Annotated in this window: 25 protein-coding genes; 18 read left to right on the top strand and 7 right to left on the bottom strand. The window is 60.0% G+C overall.

Annotated elements, in window-relative coordinates; translation table 11 throughout:
- Window positions 1-70: 70 nt before the first annotated feature.
- Window positions 71-394 carry a ribosome assembly RNA-binding protein YhbY gene (yhbY, locus tag JNO50_RS16665; protein ID WP_189531502.1) on the bottom strand — a complete coding sequence of 108 codons (324 nt, stop codon included), beginning with the start codon at window positions 392-394 and terminating at the stop codon, window positions 71-73.
- A 111-nt stretch (window positions 395-505) separates the two neighbouring features.
- On the opposite strand from yhbY, the gene rlmE reads away from it, so the two are divergent.
- The 7 genes from rlmE (at window position 506) to JNO50_RS16630 (ending at window position 7,953) form a co-directional block, all read left to right on the top strand.
- A complete protein-coding gene (rlmE, locus tag JNO50_RS16660) occupies window positions 506-1,126 on the top strand; it encodes a 23S rRNA (uridine(2552)-2'-O)-methyltransferase RlmE (RefSeq protein ID WP_189531744.1) in 621 nt (206 codons plus the stop codon).
- A 76-nt stretch (window positions 1,127-1,202) separates the two neighbouring features.
- Complete coding sequence (gene ftsH, locus JNO50_RS16655; protein WP_189531501.1) at window positions 1,203-3,140, top strand: ATP-dependent zinc metalloprotease FtsH; 1,938 nt, start codon at window positions 1,203-1,205, stop codon at window positions 3,138-3,140.
- 65 nt (window positions 3,141-3,205) lie between these two features.
- Window positions 3,206-4,045 carry a dihydropteroate synthase gene (folP, locus tag JNO50_RS16650; protein ID WP_189531500.1) on the top strand — a complete coding sequence of 280 codons (840 nt, stop codon included), beginning with the start codon at window positions 3,206-3,208 and terminating at the stop codon, window positions 4,043-4,045.
- Between the two features lie 21 nt (window positions 4,046-4,066).
- The gene (gene glmM, locus JNO50_RS16645) at window positions 4,067-5,401 is read left to right on the top strand and encodes a phosphoglucosamine mutase (protein ID WP_189531499.1); all 1,335 of its coding nucleotides are present in this window, start codon (window positions 4,067-4,069) and stop codon (window positions 5,399-5,401) included.
- Window positions 5,402-5,526: 125 nt separating this feature from the next.
- Entirely contained in the window at window positions 5,527-5,844 is a 318-nt protein-coding gene (locus tag JNO50_RS16640; protein WP_189531497.1) for a PepSY domain-containing protein, read from the top strand.
- Between the two features lie 73 nt (window positions 5,845-5,917).
- The gene (locus tag JNO50_RS16635; protein WP_189531742.1) at window positions 5,918-6,580 is read left to right on the top strand and encodes a winged helix-turn-helix domain-containing protein; all 663 of its coding nucleotides are present in this window, start codon (window positions 5,918-5,920) and stop codon (window positions 6,578-6,580) included.
- Window positions 6,577-7,953 carry an ATP-binding protein gene (locus JNO50_RS16630; RefSeq protein WP_189531495.1) on the top strand — a complete coding sequence of 459 codons (1,377 nt, stop codon included), beginning with the start codon at window positions 6,577-6,579 and terminating at the stop codon, window positions 7,951-7,953. Before JNO50_RS16635 ends, JNO50_RS16630 begins: the two co-directional genes overlap by 4 nt.
- Window positions 7,954-8,076: 123 nt before the next feature.
- On the opposite strand, the gene alr is transcribed toward JNO50_RS16630, so the two are convergent.
- Complete coding sequence (gene alr, locus JNO50_RS16625; RefSeq protein ID WP_189531493.1) at window positions 8,077-9,153, bottom strand: alanine racemase; 1,077 nt, start codon at window positions 9,151-9,153, stop codon at window positions 8,077-8,079.
- Between the two features lie 115 nt (window positions 9,154-9,268).
- Here alr and JNO50_RS16620 point away from each other — a divergent pair, with 115 nt between their 5' ends.
- The gene (locus JNO50_RS16620; protein WP_189531491.1) at window positions 9,269-9,916 is read left to right on the top strand and encodes a DedA family protein; all 648 of its coding nucleotides are present in this window, start codon (window positions 9,269-9,271) and stop codon (window positions 9,914-9,916) included.
- 10 nt (window positions 9,917-9,926) lie between these two features.
- On the opposite strand, the gene JNO50_RS16615 is transcribed toward JNO50_RS16620, so the two are convergent.
- Window positions 9,927-10,256 carry an FKBP-type peptidyl-prolyl cis-trans isomerase gene (locus JNO50_RS16615; protein ID WP_189531488.1) on the bottom strand — a complete coding sequence of 110 codons (330 nt, stop codon included), beginning with the start codon at window positions 10,254-10,256 and terminating at the stop codon, window positions 9,927-9,929.
- Window positions 10,257-10,402: 146 nt separating this feature from the next.
- Between JNO50_RS16615 and JNO50_RS16610 the strand changes: the two genes are divergently transcribed.
- Window positions 10,403-11,182: a DUF2189 domain-containing protein gene (locus JNO50_RS16610; RefSeq protein WP_189531487.1), complete on the top strand. Its 780-nt coding sequence runs from the start codon at window positions 10,403-10,405 to the stop codon at window positions 11,180-11,182.
- 16 nt (window positions 11,183-11,198) lie between these two features.
- Window positions 11,199-12,149: a D-2-hydroxyacid dehydrogenase gene (locus tag JNO50_RS16605; protein WP_229804489.1), complete on the top strand. Its 951-nt coding sequence runs from the start codon at window positions 11,199-11,201 to the stop codon at window positions 12,147-12,149.
- A 7-nt stretch (window positions 12,150-12,156) separates the two neighbouring features.
- Here JNO50_RS16605 and JNO50_RS16600 read toward each other — a convergent pair whose 3' ends face one another.
- Window positions 12,157-12,633: a DUF1841 family protein gene (locus tag JNO50_RS16600; RefSeq protein ID WP_189531484.1), complete on the bottom strand. Its 477-nt coding sequence runs from the start codon at window positions 12,631-12,633 to the stop codon at window positions 12,157-12,159.
- Between the two features lie 58 nt (window positions 12,634-12,691).
- On the opposite strand from JNO50_RS16600, the gene JNO50_RS16595 reads away from it, so the two are divergent.
- Window positions 12,692-13,174: a glutathione peroxidase gene (locus JNO50_RS16595; protein WP_189531482.1), complete on the top strand. Its 483-nt coding sequence runs from the start codon at window positions 12,692-12,694 to the stop codon at window positions 13,172-13,174.
- 4 nt (window positions 13,175-13,178) lie between these two features.
- On the opposite strand, the gene trmB is transcribed toward JNO50_RS16595, so the two are convergent.
- The gene (gene trmB / locus JNO50_RS16590; protein WP_189531480.1) at window positions 13,179-13,862 is read right to left on the bottom strand and encodes a tRNA (guanosine(46)-N7)-methyltransferase TrmB; all 684 of its coding nucleotides are present in this window, start codon (window positions 13,860-13,862) and stop codon (window positions 13,179-13,181) included.
- 33 nt (window positions 13,863-13,895) lie between these two features.
- Window positions 13,896-14,795: an NAD(P)H-binding protein gene (locus JNO50_RS16585; RefSeq protein ID WP_189531478.1), complete on the bottom strand. Its 900-nt coding sequence runs from the start codon at window positions 14,793-14,795 to the stop codon at window positions 13,896-13,898.
- A gap of 39 nt (window positions 14,796-14,834) precedes the next feature.
- On the opposite strand from JNO50_RS16585, the gene JNO50_RS16580 reads away from it, so the two are divergent.
- The 7 genes from JNO50_RS16580 (at window position 14,835) to JNO50_RS16550 (ending at window position 19,971) form a co-directional block, all read left to right on the top strand.
- Window positions 14,835-15,863, top strand: a complete 1,029-nt coding sequence (locus tag JNO50_RS16580; RefSeq protein ID WP_189531476.1) for a CDP-6-deoxy-delta-3,4-glucoseen reductase — start codon at window positions 14,835-14,837, stop codon at window positions 15,861-15,863.
- A 223-nt stretch (window positions 15,864-16,086) separates the two neighbouring features.
- Window positions 16,087-16,257, top strand: a complete 171-nt coding sequence (locus tag JNO50_RS16575; protein ID WP_189531474.1) for a DUF3149 domain-containing protein — start codon at window positions 16,087-16,089, stop codon at window positions 16,255-16,257.
- A 183-nt stretch (window positions 16,258-16,440) separates the two neighbouring features.
- Window positions 16,441-17,148, top strand: a complete 708-nt coding sequence (locus JNO50_RS16570; protein WP_189531472.1) for a hypothetical protein — start codon at window positions 16,441-16,443, stop codon at window positions 17,146-17,148.
- Between the two features lie 109 nt (window positions 17,149-17,257).
- On the top strand, window positions 17,258-17,947 hold the full coding sequence (locus JNO50_RS16565; protein WP_189531470.1) for a hypothetical protein: 690 nt from the start codon (window positions 17,258-17,260) through the stop codon (window positions 17,945-17,947).
- 168 nt (window positions 17,948-18,115) lie between these two features.
- Window positions 18,116-18,397, top strand: a complete 282-nt coding sequence (locus JNO50_RS16560) for a hypothetical protein (protein WP_189531468.1) — start codon at window positions 18,116-18,118, stop codon at window positions 18,395-18,397.
- Between the two features lie 72 nt (window positions 18,398-18,469).
- Window positions 18,470-18,820, top strand: a complete 351-nt coding sequence (locus tag JNO50_RS16555) for a PadR family transcriptional regulator (protein WP_189531466.1) — start codon at window positions 18,470-18,472, stop codon at window positions 18,818-18,820.
- Entirely contained in the window at window positions 18,817-19,971 is a 1,155-nt protein-coding gene (locus JNO50_RS16550) for a DUF1700 domain-containing protein (protein ID WP_189531464.1), read from the top strand. Before JNO50_RS16555 ends, JNO50_RS16550 begins: the two co-directional genes overlap by 4 nt.
- A gap of 106 nt (window positions 19,972-20,077) precedes the next feature.
- Here the strand turns inward: JNO50_RS16550 and JNO50_RS16545 are convergent, their stop codons facing one another.
- Entirely contained in the window at window positions 20,078-20,635 is a 558-nt protein-coding gene (locus tag JNO50_RS16545) for an adenine phosphoribosyltransferase (RefSeq protein WP_189531463.1), read from the bottom strand.
- Window positions 20,636-20,638: the final 3 nt, after the last annotated feature.

Raw genomic sequence — 20,638 nt, 5'->3', positions numbered from 1 at the left:
TACTGGCAAAACAGCCGGTCTTTAGTGGGCACCGGCGAATGCGGGACGGGAAAACCCCGCCCCTGGCGCATTACCGGGACTTGAGCGCTTTTTTGTTCTTCGGCAGCTGAATACGGCCGTTTTCGGACGGACGCCAGATCACCAGAAGCTTGCCGATATGCTGAACCTGGCCGGCGCCCAGCTCGTCGCAAATCGTCTCGAACATGGCGACGCGCGCATCTCGGTCGTCGCCATGCACGCGGACCTTGATCAGTTCGTGGGCATCCAGGTTGATGGCGATTTCACGCATCACCGATTCGGTCAGGCCCTGGTTGCCGATCATCACGACCGGATTGAGCGAGTGCGCGAGGCCTTTGAGATATTGGCGCTCGAACGCGGAAAGTTCGATTTTCATGTCTTGCAGGTTCCTGAATAAAAGAGGATTCTACTAAAATATTGGCCTTTTGCCCAAAACCCGCCAGATTTATCTGCGCAACGGTGCGGGCAGCAACACAAATCGACGGAAATTATGGCAAGAAGCAAATCCAGTAACGCCTGGCTGGCGGAGCATGTGAACGATCACTACGTGCATATGGCCAAGAAAGACGGCTATCGCGCGCGGGCCGCCTACAAACTGCTGGAAATCAACGAAAAGGACAAACTCATCCGTCCGGGTACGATCGTGGCCGACCTGGGCAGCGCTCCCGGGAGCTGGTCCCAGGTGGCGGCGCGGCTGGTCGGCGGGCAGGGACGCGTGTTCGCGCTGGACATCCTGCCGATGGATCCGGTGCACGGGGTGGACTTCATTCAGGGCGATTTTCGCGAGGACGATGTGCTTGACGCGTTTGTCGAGCTTTTGGGCGGACGCGAGCTGGATCTTGTAATTTCCGATATGGCGCCCAATATCTCCGGTACGAGCAGCATCGACCAGGCGCGGAGCTACCATTTGAACGAGTTGGCTCTCGATTTTGCCCGCGACCATTTGAAACCTGGCGGACATTTTCTCGTCAAAGTGTTTCAGGGGAGTGATTTCCAGTCCTTCCTTAAAGCCATGAGGGAACTCTTCGGTGAAGTGGTATCGCGCAAGCCCAAGGCCTCGCGCGACCGGTCTAACGAAATTTACCTGCTGGGTAAAGGGCGACGCTGACATCGCGCCCCGAGAGGTTTACAATCCAGCCAGGTAGTCTGTAATCATACAGTCAGGGCACAAGGAGTCCGCTCTAGTGAACAATCTCGGCAAAAACATCGCCATCTGGGTAATCATCGGCGTTGTACTGATGACCGTGTTCAATCAATTGAACAAGCGGCAGGATACCCAGAACCAGGTGGAATACTCGCAATTCATTAGCGATGTGGAATCCGGCAAGGTGCAATCGCTGACCATCGAAGGTCATCCCATCCGGGGCGGCCAATGGCTCAAAGGGAAGCGGTCGGACGGATCGACCTTCGCCACCTACGCACCGTTCGATCCCCAACTGGTCGACGAGCTGATCAAGAACAACGTGCGTTTCTCGGCCAAGCCCGAGGAAGAGCCCAGCATGCTGATGAACATCTTCATCAGCTGGTTCCCGATGCTGCTGCTGATCGGTGTGTGGATTTTCTTCATGCGCCAGATGCAGGGGGGCGGCAAGGGCGGAGCCTTCTCGTTCGGCAAGAGCAAGGCCCGCATGCTCGACCAGGACAGCAATACCGTCACCTTCGCCGATGTGGCGGGGTGTGACGAATCCAAGGAAGAGGTCAAGGAAATCGTCGATTACCTGCGCGATCCCACCCGCTACCAGAGCCTCGGCGGCCGTATTCCGCGCGGTATCCTGCTGTGCGGCAGCCCGGGTACCGGCAAGACCTTGCTGGCCAAGGCGATTGCCGGCGAGGCCAAGGTGCCGTTCTTCAGCATTTCCGGTTCCGATTTCGTCGAAATGTTTGTCGGTGTGGGCGCGGCCCGCGTGCGCGACATGTTTGAGCAGGCAAAGAAAAACGCTCCTTGCATCATTTTCATCGATGAAATCGACGCGGTGGGCCGCCAGCGCGGCGCCGGCCTTGGTGGCGGCAACGACGAACGCGAGCAGACGCTCAACCAGCTGCTCGTCGAAATGGACGGTTTCGACACCAACGCCACGGTCATCGTGATCGCCGCGACCAACCGTCCCGACGTGCTTGACCCCGCCTTGCAACGTCCGGGCCGTTTCGACCGTCAGGTCGTGGTTCCGCTGCCGGATATCCGTGGCCGGGAGCAGATTCTTTCCGTTCACATGCGCAAGGTGCCGATCGCCGCCGATGTCGAGGCCAACCTGATCGCTCGCGGCACGCCGGGCTTCTCCGGCGCCGACCTCGCCAACCTGGTGAACGAGGCCGCCCTGTTCGCCGCCCGCCGCGCCAAGCGGCTGGTGGACATGGAGGACTTCGAGGCGGCCAAGGACAAGATCATGATGGGCGCGGAGCGCAAGTCCATGGTGATGACCGAGGAAGAGCGCAAGAACACCGCCTATCACGAATCCGGTCATGCCGTTGTCGCCAAACTGCTGCCCAAGTCCGATCCGGTGCACAAGGTCACGATCATTCCGCGCGGCAGGGCGCTGGGCCTGACCATGCAACTGCCTGAGCAGGATCGCTTCGCCTATGATCGACAGTATCTGCTCGATCGCCTGGCCATCCTGTTCGGCGGACGTATCGCGGAAGAACTGTTCATGAATCAGATGACCACGGGCGCGTCGAACGATTTCGAGCGCGCGACCCAGATGGCCCGCGACATGGTGACCCGTTACGGGATGTCCGACAAGCTCGGCCCGATGGTGTATGGCGAAAACGAGGGCGAAGTGTTCCTCGGCCGCTCCATCACGACGCACAAGAACCTCTCCGAAGCCACCTTGCAGCAGGTCGATGCGGAAATCCGCCGCATTATCGACGAACAGTACTCGCTGGCGAGACGCCTGCTCGATGAAAACCGCGACAAGGTCGAAGCGATGACAGCCGCGCTGCTCGAATGGGAAACCATCGATGCCGAGCAGATCGAGGACATCATGCAGGGCCGTCCCCCGCGTCCTCCGCGTCCGGTCGGCAAGCCGGGCAAACCGGCGGAACCGGGCGATGCCGCACCGGCCGTGACGGATAGCAAGCCGGAAATCTCCGGCGGCCCCGAGGCGACTCCCGTTCCCGAGGCCTGATAGTTCGCTCAACGAATCGGGCAGTTGCCAAGGCGACTGCCCTTTTTTTATTGTCCGAGTCAACAATGATAGAACTTGCTTGCGGCCGCTTCCGGCTCGGCCTGTCCCGCCCGCTGATCATGGGCATTGTCAATGTCACCCCCGACTCCTTTTCCGATGGGGGCCGGTTCCTGGCCCCCGACGCCGCGTTGCGGCAAGCCGAGCGTCTTGTCGCGGAGGGGGCGGCGATTCTCGATATTGGCGGGGAGTCCACCCGACCCAATGCGCCGAGTGTATCGGTTCAGGAAGAAATGGATCGCGTGCTGCCGGCCCTTGAGCGGATCGGCGAACTGGGCGTGCCGTTATCCCTGGATACCCGCCGTACTGCCGTGATGCGGGAGGGGCTGCGCGTGGGCGTGGACCTGATCAACGATGTGGCGGGGCTGGAGGACGATGGCGCGACCGACGCCGTCGCGCCTTACCCGGTGGCGATCTGCCTGATGCACAAGCAGGGAAATCCGGATAGCATGCAGGCTTCTCCCCACTATACCGATGTTGTCGCTGAGGTGGGAGACTACCTGGAGCGGCGGGTATCGGCCTGCCTGAATGCCGGAATCGCGCGCGAACGCCTGCTGATCGATCCCGGTTTCGGCTTCGGCAAAACGCTGGAGCACAATCTTGCCTTGTTGCGCGCGTTACCGGCATTGAGCCGCCGCGCCGGGGTGCCGGTACTGGCGGGCTTGTCCCGCAAGTCGATGCTCGGACAGATCACCGGAGAGCCCGTGCCGGACGAGCGCCTGGGCGCCAGCGTGGCCGCCGCGATGGAAGCGGCAAGACGGGGCGCGGCCATTATTCGCGTTCACGATGTCAAGGCGAGCCGTCAGGCCATGCAGGTGTTGGCGGCGGTGGATTACCCGGAATTTTGAAAAGTATCAGGATACTGAGCAATGACCCGAAAATATTTTGGAACCGATGGCGTTCGCGGAGAAGTCGGACAATTTCCCATTACCCCGGATTTTGTCCTGAAGCTTGGCAACGCGGCGGGGCGCGTGCTGGTCGACCACGACAAGCAGCATCAGCCGACCGTATTGATCGGCAAAGACACCCGCATTTCCGGCTATATGCTGGAAACGGCGCTGGAGGCGGGGCTTACCGCGGCTGGCGTGCATGTCCTGCTGACCGGACCGCTGCCCACTCCCGGCATCGCGTATCTGACCCGCGCGCTGCGCTTGTCCGCTGGCGTGATGATTTCCGCATCGCATAATCCTTATCACGATAACGGAATCAAGTTCTTTGCCGAAGGCGGTAAAAAACTTGACGATGCCATTGAGCTGGAGATCGAGGCGATGCTGGAACAGCCGATGATCACCAAGCCTTCTGCCAATCTGGGGCGTGCGCGCCGGATTGAAGGCGCCGCTGAACGCTATATCGAGTTTTGCAAGAGCAGCTTCCCCAATCACAAGGACTTGAAAGGCCTGAAGCTGGTGGTCGATTGCGCGCATGGCGCCACCTACCACATTGCTCCCAAGGTATTCCACGAATTGGGCGCCGAAGTGATCACCATCGGCGGCGAGCCAAACGGCTTCAATATCAACGACAAGGTTGGCGCCACTTACACCAAGACACTGCAATCGGCCGTGCTCCTGCACGAGGCGGATTTCGGTATCGCCCTCGACGGCGACGGCGACCGTTTGATGATGGTGGATCGCGGCGGGCAGGTCTATGACGGAGACCAACTGATTTACGTGATCGCCAAGGCTCGCAATTTGCGTGGCCAGCTGGAAGGCGGCGTGGTCGGCACGGTGATGACCAATATGGGCATGGAGCTTGCGCTCAAACGGCTTGGGGTGCCGTTCGGCCGGGCCAAGGTCGGCGACCGCTATGTTCTGGAAATGCTGCACGCCAACGGCTGGCAGCTCGGAGGCGAGGCATCCGGGCACGTGCTGTGCCTCGACAAGCACAGCACGGGGGACGGCATCATCTCCGCCTTGCAAGTGCTGGACAGTCTCTCCGAACTGCAGATGGACCTGGCGGAGGTTTGCCGCGACTGGCAGCCGTTCCCGCAAACCCTGATCAATGTGCGCTTGGCCGGGCAAGACTGGAAAGGTGCTTCGGCTGCGAGGCTTGCCGAGGCGGAGGCGGCGCTCGAGGGGCACGGCCGCGTGGTGCTGCGCCCGAGCGGAACCGAACCTGTTGTGCGCGTGATGGTGGAGGCGGACGAAGCGGCCTTGGCTGAGCGCTGGGCGCGAACGATTGCCGCGGCCATCGAGGCGGCGGCGTGACTTGACCTTATGGAGGCAAAGCGAAACCCGGCCCTGGCGCCGGGTTTTGTGTTGTTAAGACAGGGTTAAGCTGCGCCTGGTCAAATGGGAACCGTCGATAACAACGCATGTAATGAAAGGTTCCCATGAAACGCATGTTGGCGATGACCCTGTTTGTTTCCATGGCGGCTATCTCGGCATCGACTTTCGCATCGGAGCATTGCCGGGATGTCGCTTCGGCGCCCGAAGCCTCCCGGCTGTCCGAGGCCGCGGCGCGCAAGGAGCTGACGCGGCAGGGCTATACCGTCGATGAGTTGTTCACGTGCCGTCATGGCTATTCGTTCACCGGCCGCGATAAAAACGGCAACAAGGTGCAAGCCCGTCTTGATCCGGCGACGGGGAAAGTCCTCTCTCGTCATCGCGACCATCACGGTCACCATGACCGCCACGATCATCGCGATTGATGGCCAAGCTCAACGTATCGGCACTTGGCATGCATTATGCTGAGTGCTCGTACGTGTATGACGGAGAGCGATGATGAGAGTTGCGCTGGTCGAAGACGATCCGCTTATCGGGGACGGAATCCAGGCCGGGCTCGGACAGCTTGGGTTTGTGGTTGACTGGTTTACCGATGGCCGTCAGGGGCTGGCCGCGCTGACGGATATTCCCTATGATGCGGCGATTCTCGACCTGGGGTTGCCTGGTCTGGATGGCATGGATGTGCTCGCCGCGTGCCGGGGTCGGGGTATCGCCTTGCCCATTCTCATTTTGACTGCGCGCGACGCCATTGCCGACAGGGTCGGCGGTCTTGACGGCGGGGCGGACGACTATCTGGTCAAACCGTTTTCCCTTGCCGAGGTGGCGGCACGTTTGCGTTCTCTCGTGAGGCGCAGCCACGGGCTGAGTCAGCCGGCGCTGACTGTTGGTCATGTCGAATTGAGGCCCGCCGGGCGTCGGGTGACACTGGATGGCGAAGAGATCGAGTTGACCTCGCGGGAGTTCGCCTTGCTCGAATTGCTGATGATCAATCGGGGCCGGATCATGCCGCGCGCCCTGCTTGAGGAGAAGCTCTATGGATGGGACAAGGATGTGGAGAGCAATGCGATAGAGGTACATGTGCACCATCTGCGCAAAAAACTCGGCAGCGGTTTCATCCGCACGGTGCGCGGAGTCGGTTATACGGTCGGAGAGGGCGGATGAGCCTTCAGCGGCGTTTGATTCTGACCATTGTTCTGCTGGCGCCATTGATGTGGCTGCTCTCCGCCGGGGTCGCGGTCTACCAGACCAAGCGTTCTGTCGACGAGTTGTATGATTCGCAATTGACACTGTTCGCGAGGCAGCTGTTGACCACCGATGTCGGCCATGATGACGATGAACACCCGCGATTGCCCCGCACGCATAAATTGATTCGGGGAGGCGATCATGGACGCAGCGACGAGGACGAGCTGGGTCTGGTGGTCTGGGACCCGGAAGGGAACGTCCTGATAACCGATGGCGGCGGTCGGCATCATTTCCCCTATATCGCCGGGCGTCGGGGTTTTTATCTCGAAGGAGAAGGGCATCAGGCCTGGCGGGTGTTCTATCTGCCGTCGCCGGATGGACGCCGGCTGGTGGCCGTCGGCCAGCGCGATGTCCTGAGACACGCGGCGGTGAAGCACGTGGTGATGTCGCAATTGATCAGCTGGATGCTGTTCCTGCCTTTCTTGCTGATTGTCTTGCTATTCGGCGTGCGGCGGGCCCTGGCGCCGGTGCGGCAACTGGGCGAGGCTTTGAGCGAACGCCGCGTCGATGACAATACGCCGGTCACGGTGAACGTGCCGGCCGAGCTGGCCGCGCTGATCGACGCCCTCAATGGACTGTTCGCCCGAATCGCCAGAACCGTGGAAAAGGAACGCCGTTTTACCTCGGATGCGGCGCACGAATTGCGCTCGCCCCTTGCCGCCTTGCGCGTGCAGGCTGAAGTCGCCCGCCTGGCTACCGATCCCGCCGTGGCGGATCGGGCGCTTGACCAACTGATGCGTGGCATCGACCGGGCCGGCCGCCTTGTCGAGCAATTGCTGGCGTTGTCCCGGCTGGAGCGGGGCGAGGCGAAACAAGTAAAAGAACCAATTGACTGGGTGCGGGTCGTCGGCGCGGCGGTAGAGGCGTGCCGTGAGGCGGGGCGCGCCGGAGAAGGGCGCGTCCAGTGCCGCTGGCACGTGCCGGGTCGGGAGGCGCTACCGATGAAAGGGGATGAAACCCTGCTGGGACTGATGCTGAGAAACCTGATCGACAATGCGCTGCGTTACTCGGGGGAGTCGTCTCCGGTCATCATCGAGATCGATGCGAACAGGATCGCGGTGACCGATGAAGGACCCGGGGTCGATCCGGCTCATCTGGCACGGATTCGCGAGCGTTTTTACCGGCCGCCCGGCCAGTCGGCGACCGGCAGCGGCCTGGGGCTTTCCATCGTGGAAGAGGTGGCCGGTTTGCATGGGTTGTCTCTGATGCTGAACAACCGTGAGCCGCATGGCTTCGAAGCGGTGCTTGCGCGGCCTGCGGCAATCGGTCGCATGCCGGAATCGCCCGGTTAGGTCTACACTTGAATTTGACTGCCTTACTCCAAGGGTACAGGGTCCGGTTCCAGCGTCCGGACCCTTTTTTTGTCGATGTCCGACGCCGTCACTTCGTGGTCGGGGGACGGAACGGCAGCCGGATCAATTGTCTTGCCATGCGCGCGGAACTCGCGGAGCGACGGCGCACATCAACTCGTAACTGATGGTGCCCGCATGGCGCGCGACGGTCTCCAGAGGCACATGCGGCCCCCAGAGCTCGACACGGCTCCCGATACCGGCTTGCGGAAGGTGGGACAGATCCACGGTCAGCATGTCCATCGAGACCCTGCCCACCAGTGAGGACGGCGCACCGTCGACTGTCACCGGCGTGCCGTTCGGCGCCACCCGCGGATAACCGTCGGCATAGCCGCATGCCACGACCCCGAGGCGAGTGGGCTTATCCGCCGTGAAGCCGCAACCATATCCAACCGACTCCCCCGAGTCCAGATTCTGCACGGCGATGATGTCGGCCGAGAGCGTCATGGCCGGCTTGAGGCCGAGCTCGCTGCCGGTCTGTCCCTCGAAAGGCGAGCAACCGTACAAGCAAACACCGGGGCGCACGAAGGTTCCGTGCGTTTCCGGGTAACGGAACAGTGCCGCGGAATTCGCGGCACAGACCGGCAGGCCGCTGTCGGCGGCCGCTTTGGCAAAGGCCGGCCACTGGCGTCCGATCCCGCGTGGGTCGTCCGCGGTGGCGAAATGCGTCATGATCGCGGAAAGCCGCAAGGCCGGATGAGCTTTGAGACGGTTCAGGATATCGAGCAGCACTTCGGGACGAAAACCCAGGCGGTTCATGCCGCTGTTGATTTTCAGCCAGCCTTTGACACGGAGGCCGGCCGGCAGCCTGTCCAGCCAGTCAAGCTGATAGGGGCTGTGAAACGCGCCGGCGATGCCGTGCTCGGCCATGGCGGCCAGCTCTTCGTAGTCGAAGGCCCCTTCCAGCAGCACCAGAGGGCGGCGGATCCCTGCTTCCTTGAGTGCCAGCGCGTCCTCCAGACGCAGCAGGGCAAAGCCGTCGGCGTTGTCTTCCAGCGCGCGCGCGACCTGGAGCGCGCCATGACCGTAGGCGTCGGCCTTGATAACGGCATAGGCTTTTGCATTTGGAGCTTTGTTTTTGGATACCAGAAGGTTATGGCGGATGGCTGTCAGATCGATGTCTGCACGAATAGGGCGCGTCATGGTAAAAAGTGTCTACGAGAGGTGTGCTATTATAGGCCCCTGTTGCTGAACTCGGATAACGCCGCCGCGTCATAAACGTCATCATGGGAGACAAAACCGGTCTGGCGGTTCGTCTATGGATATTCTGCAGATACTTCTCGACTTGTTCACCGGCTACGGTTATTTCGCCGTTTTTCTGGTGTTGCTGCTGTGCGGATTCGGCCTGCCCATCCCGGAGGACATCACCTTGGTCGCCGGCGGGGTGATATCCGGCCTCGGGCATACCAATGTGCATGGGATGTTCTTGGTCGGGATGGCCGGTGTATTGGTCGGAGACGGAGTGATGTTCGCTGTCGGACGGATCTACGGCGAACGGGTTATGCAATTTCGTCCCATCGCCAGGATACTCACCCCGGCGCGCTTTGCCAGCGTGCAGGAAAAATTTACCAAGTACGGCCACTGGGTGCTGTTTGTCGCCCGGTTTCTTCCTGGTTTGCGCTCCCCGATTTTCATTACGGCCGGTATGACGCGGCGTGTTCCCTATTGGCGTTTCCTGCTGTTGGACGGGTTTGCCGCCCTGATTTCCGTCCCTGTCTGGGTTTATCTCGGCTATTTCGGCGCGCGCAATATGGACTGGCTGATGATGTGGGTGCATCGCGGCCAAAGCGGCATTCTGATCGTCATCGGAGTGCTTGGCATCGGAACCTATCTGCTCTACCGGCGTCGCAAAAAGTGCCGGACCGTCGCGGCGAACGCCGGAAATCCCCCCGGCGGACACCGCTAGACGCCGGTCATCAATCGACCTGCAACAGCTCCACTTCGAAAACCAGCACGGCGTTGGGAGGGATCACGCCGCCGGCGCCGCGAGCGCCATAGCCAAGCGATGCCGGAATGGTCAGCTTGCGCTTGCCGCCCACTTTCATTCCCTGCACGCCCTGATCCCATCCCTTGATCACGTGACCGGCTCCCAGCGGAAAGCTGAACGGCTGGAAACGGTCCTTGCTCGAGTCGAATTTCGCGCCATTGGTCAGCCAGCCGGTGTAATGGACCGTCACTTCCTTGCCCGGCAGGGCTTCCGCGCCATCGCCGGCAACCAGGTCTTCAATGATCAGTTCTGTAGTCATAACTTCCTTCTTCTCGTTCAGGGTGAGGCAAAATCCGGCATTGTATCAGCGTTACGGAGTATTTGTGTTTTCCGTTCAATTGCTTATAACGGTAACAATCCGGCTTCTCTCGTGCAGCATAACAGCCTGAAACAAGGGGACTACTCATGGACATCACACACCAGTCATCCACCGAACATCCTGTCGTTCGTCATGTCATGCCGTCCTATACGTTGCGCTGGCTGCGGCTTGGGTGGCGAGATATCAAGAAATCACCCGTAGATGCCCTGTTTTATGGCGCCGCGTTTGTTCTGATGGGGTATTTCCTGTCCTACTATTTTTCCGAAGCGCCGCAAATCGTTATCACCCTGTCGGCCCTGTTCTTGCTGGCGGGCCCTTTCCTGGCGATTGGTCTTTACGACCTGGCAAGGCAGATGGAAGCTTTCGACGGCCAGGGAAGGGCCTCGCTGCTTCATAGCATGGTGGCATGGCGCGGCAACATTCAGGCGTTTTCACTTTACGCCGTGCTGCTCGCCGTTGTGGTTTTCGCCTGGTTCCGGGTGTCGCTGTTGATGTTCGCCCTGTTTTACGACACGGCGGCATTGCCATCGATCGATGATATTCTGCGCAACGCCCTGCTCCCGGAAAACCTGCCCTTCATGCTGGTTTACTTCGGAACCGGCTTCTTTTTCGCGGCCCTGGTGTACGGGTGCAGTGTGATCGCGATGCCGATGATGCTGGACAAGGAAGTCGATACCATCACCGCGATGGTCAACAGTTTGCAGGCCGTGTACAAGAATGTGCTGACGATGCTGCTGTGGGCCGTTATTATCGTCGGACTAACCGCGGTCGGCTTCGCCACCATGTATCTGGGCTTGATCCTTACTGTTCCCCTTGTCGGGTTCGCCAGCTGGCATGCCTATCGCGATCTGGTTTCCTATCAGTGACCGACGACAGGACAACGTGACGACATCCATTGTATTCCTTGACCGGGACAGCTTGCCTGTCCCGCTTCCCCGCTTCGGTTTCGACCACGAACTGACCGAATACCCTTCCACTTCGCCGGACCAGCGGCTGCCGCGTTGCGAGCATGCCGATATCGTGATCAGCAACAAGGTGGTGATCGACGACGCGGTGCTGGCCGGACTGCCAAGGTTGCGCCTTGTGGCCATCGCGGCGACCGGTTTTAACCATATAGATATCGAGGCCTGCCGCCGGCGCGGTATCGCGGTGTGCAATGTGCGCCATTACGGTGACGAAACCGTCGCTGAGCATGCATTCATGCTGATGTTGGCGCTGGCTCGCAATCTCCCGGCCTATCAGCGCGATGTGGCCGCCGGTCTTTGGGAAGCGTCAGAGAGCTTTTGCCATTTCGGCTCCCCGATCCGGGATTTGGCCGGGGCCGTGCTGGGGATCATCGGGCGCGGCGGCATCGGCGAGGCGCTGGCGGCGCGGGCAAGGGCTTTCGGCATGAGCGTACTGTACGGCGAGCGCAAGGGCAGCAAGGAGATCCGGGAGGGGTATGTCTCTTTCGAGGCACTGCTGGCGCAATCGGATGTGCTATCGCTGCATTGTCCGCTCAATGAGCAGACACGGGGAATGATCGCGCAAACGGAGCTGATGGCCATGAAGCCGGGGGCGATTCTGATCAATACCGCGCGAGGCGGTATCGTCGACGAGGGCGCCGTGATTGCGGCGCTCAAATACGGCCAGCTGGGCGGGGCGGGATTCGATGTGCTGTCGTCCGAGCCGCCCGTTGCCGGTAGTCCCCTGCTCAAGGCGCGTTTGCCCAATCTGATCGTGACGCCTCATATCGGCTGGGCGAGCCGGGGCGCGATGGATCGACTCGCCGCCTCGCTTGTGGCCAACTGCGAGGCGTGGCGGCGGGGCGAGCGGCTCAACCGGCTCGACTGACGCCGTTTCAGTCTTTCCCCGCCCCCGGGTTGGGCCTGGGGGTTTCTTCCTCGCCTTCGCCAAGGCGCCGCCTGACCGCGTTGATGTAGCGGTTGACGTCCGGACCGCCACCATGCCGCTGGGCATGCCAGATCATTTCGGCAAGACATTCCATCATCGCATGCTGGGCGTCATGCTCGCTGCCGAGGCGCAGCGCCAGTTGGGCGTAAAGGGCGCGGATGCCGAAGGGCTGGTCGATGGAACGCTGCTCCTCGATGGCCATGTGCAGGCTCATGTGCAAGAAGGGGTTGCTTTGCCCCATTTCCGGTGTCCAGTCCGCCTCCAGGTAGGTTTCCGGAGCCTCAACGATGTAGTGGTATTCGGGATGTGCGACAAGAATGGACAACACAATGGTTTCCAGGTCGGTCAATGGTTGACCTGTCCGGTGTTTTTGCCAGGTCTCGAAAAAAAAGCGCCGGGCGTCCTGGCGGCTGGGATTGAACATGGTTCTATACTTGAGTGAAAAGCTCGGGTTTGGTCATTATACGTGAGGGAGAACCGTCATGCCCACGCTTCCGCCCCTGAAGGTCAAACGCGCCGACGGCAGCCAGATGGATCTGGCTGAGTGCCGCGGCAAGCTACTGTTGCTGGTCAATACCGCCAGCGAATGCGGTTATACCCGGCAATACGCCGGACTCCAGGAACTGCACGAAATGTTCGGGCCCGACCGGTTGGTCGTGCTTGCCTTTCCCTGCAACCAGTTCGGCAACCAGGAGCCGGGCAGCGAGGCGGAAATCGCCGCATTTTGCGAGAGCCGTTTCGCCATCCGCTTTCCCCTGATGGCCAAAGTGGATGTCAACGGACCGGATGCCGATCCGCTGTGGCGCTGGCTGACCCTGGCGGACAGCGAGTGGCCCCAGCCGGTGAAATGGAATTTCACCAAGTTCCTGCTCGATCGCCAGGGACGCCTCGTCAAACGCTATGAGCCGGTCGTCGAGCCCTGGGAGATCGCCGAGGATATCCGCGCTCTGCTACCGGCGCGGTGAACGATCAGACGCGCACGAAGACGATATCCCAGACCCCGTGTCCCAAGCGGATGCCGCGAGCTTCGAATTTGGTCAGCGGGCGATAGTCCGGGCGCGGAGCGAATCCTTCGTCGACCGAATTGCGGATTCCTTCGGCGGAGGTGAAGACTTCGATGATTTGCTGCGCGTATTCCTCCCAGTCCGTGGCGGCATGCAGGTAGCCGCCGGGCTTGAGCTTGCGGACCAGCTTGGCGATCAATGCCGGCTGGATCAGGCGGCGTTTGTGGTGGCGTTTTTTCGGCCAGGGATCCGGGAAGAAAATGTGCACGCCGTCAAGGGAGGCGTCCTCCAGCATATTGTCGATGACCTCCACCGCGTCATGCCGGATCAGCCGCAGATTGCCCAGCCCGTTTTCCTCGATCAGCTTGAGCAGGTTGCCGACTCCGGGCGAGTGCACTTCGATGCCCAGGTAATCCTTGTCGGGATTGGCCTTGGCGATTTCCGCCGTCGCGCCCCCCATTCCGAAACCGATCTCGAGAATGCGCGGAGCCTCGCGGCCGAACGCCTTGCTCAGGTCAAGGCGCCCTTCACGGTATTCGATACCCCAGCGCGGCATGCCCTCGTCCATCGCGCGTTTCTGGGCCGCGGAAAGATGACCTTGGCGCAGGACGAAACTGCGGATATGTCGTTGAAAAGCCGGGTTTTCCATGATTGCCTACCAGTCAAGCGAAAACCGACGATTTTACCCAAAAACCTTCCGCGGCGCGAGAGACGGCGCATCGCTCTTTTCCTTCAGGAAGTCCCTGACGCTCGGATAGCGCAGACGTATCCGCAATTCGGACAGTCGCCGGTTGCTCAGACGGCGCGATTCGCGAAGAAAGGACCACTGCGCCGGACTGGCGAGCTTTCTGACGGTATCCCGGTCGGCGCGCACAAGCCGAGGCCGTCCGAAGGTGTCGGCCAGCGCATCGTACCAGTCTCCCGTCAGCATGGGCTGGTCGTCGCATGCGTTGTAAACCCGAATGCCGCCAAGCCTTTCCAGGGCGGCGATGGCGATGCCGGCGAGGTCGTCGGCATGGATATGATTGCCGAAGCTGTCGTCGGCCTGCTCGAAGAGGGGAGGGCCACTTTCAAGCCGAGCCAGCGGCAGTCGCTCGCTTGCGTAGATTCCGGGAGCGCGAAGTATCGTCGCGGAGCATCCTGTGCGGATGGCAAAGCGGCGTATCTGCGTTTCCGCGTCGAGACGCCGCCTGGCCCGGTCGCTTTCGGGGGCGAGCGGCGACGTTTCATCGAGCCAGCGTCCGAGGGCGTCGCCGTAGACGCCGGTCGTACTGATATAGACGACCCTCTGTGGTATGATTTCTGTTTTTATCAGCGCGGACAATAACTTGCGCAATCGCGTGTCGTGACAACCGCATTGCGGTGGCGGCGCGGTGTACAACAGCGCGTCGGCAAGCGCGGCGGCCCGCGCCAGCGACTTGGCGTCGTCAAGATCCGCGAGCAGCGGACGGGCGCCGAGTTTTCGGGCAAGAGCCGCCGTCTCGGGGCGTCTGACAAGCGCGATGACTCTCCAGCGCTGGATCAAGGTCGGCATGGCGCGTTGCGCCACATCGCCGAACCCGGCAATGAGCAATGTTCGCATGGCGGGCATTCTAGCAAGCTTTAAGGTAGAGATAGAGAAATGACGTGTCAGGTCAAGGTGCTCCCGAGCGGGCACACATTCACAGTGGAAGACCATGAAACTATCCTGGAGGCTGGGTTGCGCCAGGGACTCGGATTGCCTTACGGATGTCGCGACGGCGCGTGCGGTGCGTGCCGGGGCAAGGTCGTCGAGGGCGATGTCGACCATGGCAGTTACCAGGCCGGAGCGCTGAGCGATCAGGATCGGGCGCAAGGGTACGCGCTGTTCTGTTGTTCGCGTCCCAAAGGCGATATCAGTATCGAGGCGCGCGAAGTGACGGGTATGGGCGATATTCCGATCAAAACCTTGCCGTGTCGAGTGGAGAAAATCGAGAAAATTCATGACGTTGCCATTCTCCGCCTCAAGCTTCCCGTGTCGGAGCGCCTGTTGTTTCGCGCTGGTCAGTACATCGACATCCTGATGAAGGATGGCAAGAAACGCAGCTTTTCCATTGCCAATGCTCCGCATGATGAAGGTTTTCTGGAGCTGCATATCCGCCATCAGCCCGGAGGCAGTTTTTCCGAATACGTGTTCACGACCATGAAAGAGCGGGAGATCATGCGTTTCAAGGGACCGCTGGGTACCTTCTTCCTGCGCGAAGATTCGGACAAGCCGATTCTCTTCATCGCCAGCGGCACCGGTTTCGCTCCGATCAAGGGTATCGTCGAGCATGCCCGTCATATCGGTCTTGACCGCGAGATGGTGCTGTATTGGGGGGCGCGTACCCTCGAAGACCTGTATCTTGCCGGCATGGCGGCCGAATGGCAGGCAACGATGCCGAATTTCACGTTCATCCCCGTTCTGTCCGAGCCCGCGGAGGCGGATGCATGGCAAGGCCGCACCGGATTCGTACACGAAGCCGTACTCGCCGATTTCGACGATCTTTCCGGTTATCAGGTTTATGCCTGCGGCGCGCCGGTGATGGTCGAAGCCGCTCATCGCACGTTCACGACCGAAAGGGCGCTTCCGGAAGATGAGTTTTATTCCGATGCCTTTTTCCTTTCCAAGGATGCGACGCCGAAATCCTGATCGGGTGGGCTGAAAAAGAACGGCGGTCCGTGGTAAACGGGCCGCTTTTTTTGTGTTTGTCCTATGGATCATGGCATCAGCATGACGTTTGATGCACGTCAAAGACCATATATTTCATAAGGATATTATGACTGCAGCTTGAGAAAGCGATATTCGTTTCTCAAAAATTTCATGTCGCCGGGTCGGCACCGAGTGCCCGTGACCCCGAAGGAAGGAGCGAGTCATGAGTCTCTGGTCTGAACTGCTGTCTGACGATGTGGGACTGTTGAGCCTTATCACGATTCTTGTTGCCACGCTGATTGTGGTGGTCTGTGTCGCGATCTTTGTCCGCCGTGCGATGAAGGCGGACAAAGAAAGCTGTATCGAGGACAGGTCGCCCAAACCCGGAGCATGACGACTGTTGTTGATGTGTTTTCCTTTTGATGTGTGTGTTGTTGCTTGGGAGGATACGGTGGTGGGCCGTATCCTCGCTTTTTTTGGATGCTTCCCCCAGGTATGAGCGTTTTTTGCAAGACCTTCCCCTCCCCCATGCCGCATCGTAATCCCATATCCTTCACATGACTGATGAAAAATAGATATGGAAATTATGTCTTCGGCATTTCCTTTGATGATCCCCTGCTGTATTGAGCCAAAGACTGGTTTTGCCGATGCGGCTGCCGTGAGGCGGGCACCGTGCCGCCCTTCTTGTGTGCATGGCGGCCTCCGTACCGCAAAGCGCCTGCTATTACCCGGGTTTTTCCGAGGATCATCGGGAGTGGGGGACGGTGCCCGAGAAGATCTGGAACAGATTGCCGATGCGGCGTACCGTCGTGTCGTTTCACGCTATGAGTCAGGCGATATGACGATGAAACGGCAACTGATTTCCAGCTACCTTTCTCATCGCATGAGCCGTGCGGCAGATCTGCTGTGTCAGGAATTGGCCGGCAGCGACACTCTGCAACCGCATGAGGCGAATCGGGTGAACGCATTTTTTTTGCAGCGTTTGCACGCGCACGATATTTACCGCAGTTGGTTGATCGATGGCGTAGTGGTAATGAGCGCGGGTGCGAACTCGGTAGGTCAGGCGGTAGAGCTCGCTTTTTCCGACCTTGGCGCTCTGCGTCCTGCAGGTCGCGCGGGGGAGGCCGCGCAAGCCGCCTATCGCCTGGTGCTGAAGCGAACTGAGGAGCGTGTGATGGACAAGGTGTTGAGCGAGTCGAAGGGTGTGAGGCTTGCCGATGTCATCGCCTGGATCGATAACATCACTTCAAGCTATCTGAAGCAGCGTGGCGATGAACATTTTTGATGCGCGTTCCATGGTGTTTGTTCGGTCCGCAGAAGTGGCGATTTGTGAAAGCCACGCGGGGGAGAGGGGGTTAAGGTGAGGGAAATCATTCTTCACATGGAAACATCACATGTTGGTTTCGTCTTTTCTTCTCAATCCCTCTAAACGTGTCGTCGAGGTCGCCGCGTTGGCCAGACGGGCGGGCGGGCAACTGGTATCCCGCCTTGTCCGGGTCTGCATGAGCTGCGTCCGTCCTTCGGATGACCCGTATTTCGCCGGGCCTTCGAAAAGCGTCCCGACGCAAGAAAATGTGCGGGCGTCAGGCGATTCGGCGCTGGACGAGACCGGCAAGGATGCGCTGCTCCGCCGCGTCATGTCGACCATTGGCGGCATGCTGAGGCGGATGCCCGATGAGGTAAGCCTCGATCTAGTCCGTCAGGCTCGCAGCATGCAATTGGTTCGGCATCTTGACGGCATCGCTGCTAGGCGGTTCGCGGATGGGTGGGGCTCTCCGGCTCAGGTCCGGGTGGAGATGTCCGACTGCGCAAGACAATTGCTCGACCGCGACGAGTTTTCCGATGTCCGGCATCATTTGCTCGATCCCGATAATCTTTTCAAAATTGCCTCAAGCACCCTTGCCGCTTGGGTCAGCGATGCGATCCGGTCCTGTGAGCCAGATGTTTCCCGGCACAAGGCTCTGCATGAAAGTCTTTTTCCAGTGGTCGTGAACAAGCTGGCGGCGGAAAAAGGTTTGTCGACTGAGCGGTTCGAAGCGTTTCTTGCTGCCATGACTGCGCGGGCAACGACTCTGCACTTATGATGTTATGGACGCATCGCCCCTCTCCTGGCGAGACTTTCATGAAATCTAGCAAGATACCTTGTTTTGCAAGGTATCTTTCATTATATTGACGCTGTGGGCTGGATTTGGCGAGGCCGCAACGTCGTTCCTTGTTATGCAAGGTACAGTGCTATATTCACTCGATGAGGTATGATCATGAAAAGCGTGCGACTGGTTTCCTTTCTGGTGGCCGCTGCGGCGTCATTCGGTTTTTTCATGGCGTTATCGGCAGAGGTGATCAGGGCTGTTTCTCCCGCCGAGCCGCTTCTCAACCAGGCGCTGAACTGTCAAGTGTCATCGCCGGCGATAGCCGGGACCAAGCGTTTGTTGTGCGGTAACGTGCCGGAAGCGCCGGAGGGCCGGACAGAGCGCTCGCGGCATCTCCTTGTCGCCGGGGTGGAGTCGAGCAGGCGCTTGGCGGGCAATCAATAGACATCAGGAATAAAGCTTGTGTCGGCATTGCGGGCATGACAAAGTGATGGAAGATCGAAGGGTCAGGGATTTATGAAGACACAATTAAAAAAGGGGACCCTGGATATGTGTGTCCTCGCCATCCTGGAGCAGGCGGACAGTTATGCTTACGAAATTGTCAGTAAAATGGCGGCAACCATGGAGATCAGCGAGGGAACGATTTATCCCTTGATGAGGCGTCTTCAAAATGAATCCTGGGTAAAAACCTATCTGGTTGAATCTTCGTCTGGTCCATCCCGCAAGTATTACCAATTGACCGATGCCGGTCGCAGCGAACTTCGGGCCATGCGCCGTGAATGGCGCGAGTTCGTTGCGGAAGTGGAAAGTGTTTTGCAAGAACACCATGCCAATGGCTCCCCCTCCTCTCAGGAACTGTCACAATGAATCAGAAAGCCTTTCTCTCCGCCCTGGAGGCCGGCTTGCGCGGTTTGCCGCCCCGGGAGATCGACGAGATCCTCGCCGACTATCAGGAGTATTTCCGTGATGCCCAGGAGGCCGGCCGCACCGAGGATGAGGTCGTGCAATCGCTGGGCGATCCCGCCAAGCTTGCCAAGGAGCTGCGCGCGCAAGTGCGGTACCGGCAATGGGAAGAGAGCAAGTCGGTCGGCTCCCTGTTCCGCGTCGTGGCGGCCGTGGCCGGACTGGGGCTGATGAACTTTCTGCTGGCCATCCCTTTCATGCTGTACCTGTCGCTCCTCACGGCGGGGTGGATCACCTCGGTCACCTTCTTTGGCGTGGGTGCGTTTCTGTTGTGCATCGGTGGTATCAATGCCGTTTCCGGCTGGCCTGACCTGTCGTTGCGCAATGACTGGCTGACAGAGGGAACCCTCACATTTGCCGCTGCCGAGAATGGTGAGGCGGCGCCGCTTGGCGATGAGTTCGACCCCTCGGACAATGACGTGACGATCCGGTTGCGCGGTGGCGACAGTGTGACGCTGGTGTACCGCAATGGCGACAGTGTGCGATTGCGCGGCGGTGCAGGGGGCGTGAAGATCGACAGCAGCGGTCCTTCGGCGCTGAAGGCCGACAGCGACGGTGAAATCACTTTGCCCAAGCATGAGCTGCGGTCGTATGCGTTGCGTTCGGCGGAGGGCGACCAGGTTTCCATGAAGCTCGATGGCGAAGCCGGACTCGCCGAACTGCACATCGAGACCCATGACGGAGGCAAGGTCGTGACTCGTCTTGGTAATGGGGCGTTGCCCGGCATGGAGGTCAGCCAGGAGCTTTCCAGCCACGAGACACTCCAGCGCACGCTCAACGCGGAGATCAAGGCCAAGCTCATTTCCAGCGATGCGGCGGAGCGGATTCTGAATGCCGCGGCGCGGGATGGCGGAACGAAAAAGGATACCCTTCACATTACCGGTCTGAAAGGAATGTCCGTGCTGAAGGCGTTATTGCTGGTCGGTGCCGGCATGCTGGTGGCCGGAGTTGTCGGAGTCCTGTTCTGTTTCTGGCTGACCCGCTGGACGTGGCGTGGCGTGGTGGCCCTGGTGAAGGCCCAGGTCGCTCTGTTGTCCCCGTCTGACGGATCTTGACGGAAAAGCGCCGCAGCCGGGCACGACGAAGGCCTCGACAAGAGGTCTTGGGCCGGCGGCGGCGTATGGGTGTGATCTTGGAGAAGGAAGCGGGCGGCGGCCGCTTTCAGTGGCCTTCGTAGGAGCAGACGGTGAACAGGTCGAGTCCGGAGGACCGGACAAGTTCGCCACCCTTGAGTTCGGGCAGTTCGATGATGGCGGCGGCCTCGATGACTTCCGCCCCGAGCTTTTGCAGCAGTTTGTAGCCGGCCAGCATGGTGCCACCGGTCGCGACCAGATCGTCGATCAGAATGACCCGATCGCCGGGGCGGCAGGCATCGGTATGCACTTCCACCGCGGCGTTGCCGTATTCCAACTCGTACTCTTCTTCGACCGTGGTGAACGGCAGCTTGCCTTTCTTGCGAATGGGCACGAAGCCGACGTTCAGCTCATAGGCCAGTACCGAGCCGATAATGAAGCCGCGCGCATCCAGTCCCGCGACCACGTCGACCTTTTCGCTCATGTAGCGATGCACGAAAATGTCGATCAGCATGCGGAACGTCTTGGGGTTTTGCAGCAACGGCGTGATGTCGCGGAACATCACGCCTTGCTGGGGCCAGTTGGGCACGGTACGGATCCAGCCTTTGAGATAGCTGGAATAATCGAGATTACTGAGATTTTCCATACC

This window comes from Paludibacterium paludis, assembly GCF_018802605.1.
GTDB classification, from domain to species: Bacteria; Pseudomonadota; Gammaproteobacteria; order Burkholderiales; family Chromobacteriaceae; genus Paludibacterium; species Paludibacterium paludis.
Note: the sequence above shows the minus strand (reverse complement) of the source record. Positions and strands in the feature narration are given on the sequence as shown.

Bases quoted from the DNA above. Each gene is read 5' to 3' on its own strand.
- yhbY (WP_189531502.1), bottom strand. From the start codon at position 394: ATGAAAATCGAACTTTCCGCGTTCGAGCGCCAATATCTCAAAGGCCTC.
- folP (WP_189531500.1), top strand. From the start codon at position 3,206: ATGATAGAACTTGCTTGCGGCCGCTTCCGGCTCGGCCTGTCCCGCCCG.
- glmM (WP_189531499.1), top strand. From the start codon at position 4,067: ATGACCCGAAAATATTTTGGAACCGATGGCGTTCGCGGAGAAGTCGGA.
- JNO50_RS16640 (WP_189531497.1), top strand. From the start codon at position 5,527: ATGAAACGCATGTTGGCGATGACCCTGTTTGTTTCCATGGCGGCTATC.
- JNO50_RS16635 (WP_189531742.1), top strand. From the start codon at position 5,918: ATGAGAGTTGCGCTGGTCGAAGACGATCCGCTTATCGGGGACGGAATC.
- JNO50_RS16630 (WP_189531495.1), top strand. From the start codon at position 6,577: ATGAGCCTTCAGCGGCGTTTGATTCTGACCATTGTTCTGCTGGCGCCA.
- alr (WP_189531493.1), bottom strand. From the start codon at position 9,153: ATGACGCGCCCTATTCGTGCAGACATCGATCTGACAGCCATCCGCCAT.
- JNO50_RS16620 (WP_189531491.1), top strand. From the start codon at position 9,269: ATGGATATTCTGCAGATACTTCTCGACTTGTTCACCGGCTACGGTTAT.
- JNO50_RS16615 (WP_189531488.1), bottom strand. From the start codon at position 10,256: ATGACTACAGAACTGATCATTGAAGACCTGGTTGCCGGCGATGGCGCG.
- JNO50_RS16610 (WP_189531487.1), top strand. From the start codon at position 10,403: ATGGACATCACACACCAGTCATCCACCGAACATCCTGTCGTTCGTCAT.
- JNO50_RS16600 (WP_189531484.1), bottom strand. From the start codon at position 12,633: ATGTTCAATCCCAGCCGCCAGGACGCCCGGCGCTTTTTTTTCGAGACC.
- JNO50_RS16595 (WP_189531482.1), top strand. From the start codon at position 12,692: ATGCCCACGCTTCCGCCCCTGAAGGTCAAACGCGCCGACGGCAGCCAG.
- trmB (WP_189531480.1), bottom strand. From the start codon at position 13,862: ATGGAAAACCCGGCTTTTCAACGACATATCCGCAGTTTCGTCCTGCGC.
- JNO50_RS16585 (WP_189531478.1), bottom strand. From the start codon at position 14,795: ATGCGAACATTGCTCATTGCCGGGTTCGGCGATGTGGCGCAACGCGCC.
- JNO50_RS16580 (WP_189531476.1), top strand. From the start codon at position 14,835: ATGACGTGTCAGGTCAAGGTGCTCCCGAGCGGGCACACATTCACAGTG.
- JNO50_RS16575 (WP_189531474.1), top strand. From the start codon at position 16,087: ATGAGTCTCTGGTCTGAACTGCTGTCTGACGATGTGGGACTGTTGAGC.
- JNO50_RS16570 (WP_189531472.1), top strand. From the start codon at position 16,441: ATGGAAATTATGTCTTCGGCATTTCCTTTGATGATCCCCTGCTGTATT.
- JNO50_RS16565 (WP_189531470.1), top strand. From the start codon at position 17,258: ATGTTGGTTTCGTCTTTTCTTCTCAATCCCTCTAAACGTGTCGTCGAG.
- JNO50_RS16560 (WP_189531468.1), top strand. From the start codon at position 18,116: ATGATCATGAAAAGCGTGCGACTGGTTTCCTTTCTGGTGGCCGCTGCG.
- JNO50_RS16555 (WP_189531466.1), top strand. From the start codon at position 18,470: ATGAAGACACAATTAAAAAAGGGGACCCTGGATATGTGTGTCCTCGCC.
- JNO50_RS16550 (WP_189531464.1), top strand. From the start codon at position 18,817: ATGAATCAGAAAGCCTTTCTCTCCGCCCTGGAGGCCGGCTTGCGCGGT.
- JNO50_RS16545 (WP_189531463.1), bottom strand. From the start codon at position 20,635: ATGGAAAATCTCAGTAATCTCGATTATTCCAGCTATCTCAAAGGCTGG.